Origin of the sequence: uncultured Bacteroides sp. (assembly GCF_910586915.1) — a bacterium.
Taxonomy (GTDB): domain Bacteria; phylum Bacteroidota; class Bacteroidia; order Bacteroidales; family Bacteroidaceae; genus Bacteroides.
Genome location: NZ_CAJULN010000083.1, coordinates 1 through 3,654 on the forward strand (window position 1 = coordinate 1; position 3,654 = coordinate 3,654).

The following is a 3,654-nucleotide window of genomic DNA, read 5'->3' on the forward strand; positions in this document are numbered from 1 at the left end:
ACTTCACCTAAATAACCGGAGTGGACGTCATCCATGCGGAAACCGATAAAGAAGTTCCAAGATAATTCGTCCTCTCCCGCCTCTTCGACATAAGAGACAGGGAAATAGACTTCTACGTTGGTGAACATCCGGGCACGTTCGGCACTATCCACTCCTTCCAATTTCACCAAAGCGGTGGAGTCGGAACGGAAACGGTATTCTTCGATGAAGAAAGGCACGAAGATACCGTCCAACAAGCAGACAAAATAATCACCATCCACCCGGTCGAAGATATCATCCGTAAAGGTGAACTGCAATTCGCCGTGAATGCCATGCGGCTTGTTGAACAATCCTATTTTATATACTTCCTCTTTCTTTATCATATGCGGGTAATTCGGGCACCGATAGCGTTCAGACGTCCTTCGATGTTCTGATAGCCACGGTCTATTTGTTCGATGTTACTGATGGTGCTGGTTCCTTCGGCGCTCATGGCTGCAATCAGCATGGCAATTCCGGCACGGATATCGGGCGACGTCATCCGCGAGCCACGGAGTTTAAACCCGTGGTTATGGCCGATGACTACGGCACGGTGAGGGTCGCAGAGAATGATTTGCGCACCCATGTCAATGAGCTTGTCAACGAAGAACAGGCGGCTTTCAAACATTTTCTGGTGAATAAGCACGCTTCCTTTGGCTTGTGTAGCTACCACGAGCAGCACACTGAGCAAGTCCGGCGTCAGTCCCGGCCAGGGAGCATCGGCTATGGTCATAATGGAACCGTCGATAAAGGATTCTATCTCGTAGTTTTCCTGTGCGGGAACGTAAATATCGTCTCCCCGTTGTTCGAGCTTGATACCCAGACGACGGAAACTTTCGGGAATGATGCCGAGATTCTTGTATGAGACGTTCTTGATGATTATCTCGCTTTTTGTCATGGCTGCCATACCGATGAAACTGCCGACTTCAATCATATCGGGCAATACGGTGTGCTCCGCGCCGTGCAACGACTCCACTCCTTCGATGGTAAGGAGGTTGGAGGCAATGCCGCTGATTTTCGCCCCCATGTTATTGAGCAGGCGGCAAAGTTGTTGCAGATAAGGCTCGCAAGCAGCGTTGTAGATGGTGGTAGTGCCTTTGGCAAGAACGGCTGCCATCACAATGTTGGCAGTTCCCGTAACGGATGCTTCGTCCAGCAACATATAGTTGCCTTGCAGCCTGTCGGCAATAATTTCATAGACTCCCCGCCCTTCATCGTAGCGGAAATCGGCACCTAAAGCCTGGATGCCGACAAAATGGGTATCCAACCGGCGACGGCCTATCTTGTCTCCTCCCGGTTTTGCGAGCAATGCTTTGCCGAAGCGTGCCACCATCGGTCCGATAAGCATCACGGAGCCGCGCAAGCTGGAGCATTTCTTCAAAAACTCATTGCTCTCAAGATAAGCAAAGTCTATGTTTTCGGCTTTAAAGCTATAAGAGCCAATACCTTTCTTTGCAACGGTAACTCCCATCTCGCGCAAGAGCTCGATGAGGTTGTTGACATCCAAAATATCAGGTATATTGTTCACTGTCACTTCCCCGGCAGTCAGCAACGTGGCACAGATTATCTGCAAAACTTCGTTTTTAGCACCTTGCGGATGAATTTCACCGCAGAGCCGATGTCCGCCTTCTATTACAAATGAAGCCATTGTTTCTTTTAGTTATTAAAGGTTATAATGGTGAGAAGTTAATATCTTCTCTTGTTATTCTGATGATTATTATTGTACGGACGATTGTTATTGTTCGTATAGTTCGTCTTCGGACGATAGTTCTGCCGGAGACGGTCGTTCATCAGGCGGATGATATCATCGGTCATCTGAAGTTCTCCGCCGGAAAGTTCGTAGAGGTCTTCGGCAATCTTCTTATCGTCTACCGTATCTTTGTTCCAAGCCATGAAGTCTTTCTTCATGTGGTTGCAGATAAGGGCTATGAGGTTTCTCTTTGGGTTTCCTTCGGGAAATTCGATTGCCTTCTTTATCAGCACCTCCAACGTGTGTCCGTAGTGGCGGTAACGCATACGGGCAGAACAATAAGGGATAGGTTCGGGACGGGTCACCAGATTGTCTTTACGGATAATCTCGTAAGGATAGTCGATGTCAAGTGCAAAACCGGACATGATGGCAAGATGGTCCCACAATTTGTGTTTGAAATCGGGCACGTCGCGCAGGTGAGGAAACATATTTCCCATAATGTTGATGATTGTGTTGGCACAACGCTGGCGTTCGGCACGGTCTTCGATAGTCAATGCATAATCGACCATGTTCTGGATGCTGCGCCCGTATTCGGGAAGCGGCATTCTCTTTTGCTGGGTATTGTATTGCATTTATTAAATTAAAAATTGAGAATTAAAAATTAAAGAAGTTTCTTCGGCGTAGAAGCCACGAACTCTTTCAGGTAGAAAGGTTCGAAATAAGCCACGTCTTTATAGTCTTGGCGGGCTATCGCCTTCTCTGCAAGCGGAAACATCATCTTTGCCAACGGATGGATGTCGTCGATGAAATGAGCATTGGGATGCGTAATCTTTTCGCGGCACTTGGCAGCTCCGTTGCCGTAGAAGTAGACCGGCTGGCGGTCGAGGTATTCCAAATAGGAAGTTTCGTCCACGATATCGGCGCCTACGGCACGTTTCACGTTCAAGCCACGGTCGTAAACGGCTGCATATACTTCCATGCGGCGGGCATCAATCATGGGACAGAGCAACGCGTCTTCGGGCAAGTCGTGATACAACAGCACGGGTACGCTCAATACTTCGAGCGTAGGTATTCCTATCAAGGGGATATTGCGCCCGTAACAGATTCCTTTCGCCATCGAAACGCCTATACGAAGCCCGGTGTAAGAACCCGGTCCGCAACTCACCGCAACTGCATCCAGGGGGATAGCATGACTATCGATGAACGACAATGCTTCATCAACAAATACTCCTAAAGATACGGTATGCGAAGGGCCTTTCAAGTCTTCTTTCACAAAAACAGTCTGCCCGTCTTGACTCGCCGCTACCGAGCAAACAGAAGTGGAGGTTTCAATATTCAGTATACACGACATAAAATCATCTTATTAAATTGTCGCAAATTTACATGAATATTTCTAATTCTTAAAATATTCGTGTACTTTTGCACAAAACTTTAAGGATATGATACAGTCTATGACAGGATACGGCAAAGCTACAGCCGAACTTCCTGATAAGAAAATAAATGTAGAAATCAAGTCGCTCAACAGCAAGGCAATGGACTTGTCCACCCGTATTGCTCCGGCTTATCGTGAAAAAGAGATTGAAATCCGCAACGAGATTTCCAAAGTGTTGGAACGCGGAAAGGTCGATTTCAGTTTATGGATTGAGAAGAAAGAGGGCGCGGAAAGTGCCACACCCATCAACCAGGCGTTGGTAGAGGGATATTACAAACAGATTTTATCTATCTCGGAAAACCTTCACATCCCTGTTCCCGCCGACTGGTTCCAAACTCTGCTCCGTATGCCGGACGTGATGTCAAAAACAGAGATACAGGAACTCTCGGAAGAGGAATGGAAAACGGTACATACCACCGTACTCGAAGCGGTGGGTCATTTAGTGGATTTCCGCAAACAGGAAGGTGCCGCACTGGAAAAGAAGTTCCGCGAGAAAATCGCCAATATCAGCAGCCTG

Annotated in this window: 5 protein-coding genes; 1 reads left to right on the forward strand and 4 read right to left on the reverse strand. The window is 47.7% G+C overall.

The window, feature by feature from the left end; genetic code table 11:
- The 4 genes from rimM to tsaB all read right to left on the reverse strand — a co-directional run.
- A partial coding sequence (rimM, locus tag QZ331_RS14380) for a ribosome maturation factor RimM (RefSeq protein WP_294631440.1) occupies positions 1–362 on the reverse strand: 362 nt, incomplete at its 3' end.
- A complete protein-coding gene (gene murA / locus QZ331_RS14385; protein WP_294631442.1) occupies positions 359–1,663 on the reverse strand; it encodes a UDP-N-acetylglucosamine 1-carboxyvinyltransferase in 1,305 nt (434 codons plus the stop codon). The genes rimM and murA, both read right to left, overlap by 4 nt.
- Before the next feature lie 38 nt (positions 1,664–1,701).
- Positions 1,702–2,337 (reverse strand): DUF4290 domain-containing protein, encoded by a 636-nt coding sequence (locus tag QZ331_RS14390; RefSeq protein ID WP_294631444.1) that lies wholly within the window; start codon positions 2,335–2,337, stop codon positions 1,702–1,704.
- 29 nt (positions 2,338–2,366) lie between these two features.
- Positions 2,367–3,056 carry a tRNA (adenosine(37)-N6)-threonylcarbamoyltransferase complex dimerization subunit type 1 TsaB gene (gene tsaB, locus QZ331_RS14395; RefSeq protein WP_294631447.1) on the reverse strand — a complete coding sequence of 230 codons (690 nt, stop codon included), beginning with the start codon at positions 3,054–3,056 and terminating at the stop codon, positions 2,367–2,369.
- 88 nt (positions 3,057–3,144) lie between these two features.
- Between tsaB and QZ331_RS14400 the strand changes: the two genes are divergently transcribed.
- On the forward strand, positions 3,145–3,654 hold a 510-nt coding region (locus QZ331_RS14400), incomplete at its 3' end, for a YicC/YloC family endoribonuclease (protein WP_294631449.1).

Excerpts from the sequence above, each read along its gene's own strand:
- murA (WP_294631442.1), bottom strand. The coding sequence starts at position 1,663 with ATGGCTTCATTTGTAATAGAAGGCGGACATCGGCTCTGCGGTGAAATT.
- QZ331_RS14390 (WP_294631444.1), bottom strand. The coding sequence starts at position 2,337 with ATGCAATACAATACCCAGCAAAAGAGAATGCCGCTTCCCGAATACGGG.
- tsaB (WP_294631447.1), bottom strand. The coding sequence starts at position 3,056 with ATGTCGTGTATACTGAATATTGAAACCTCCACTTCTGTTTGCTCGGTA.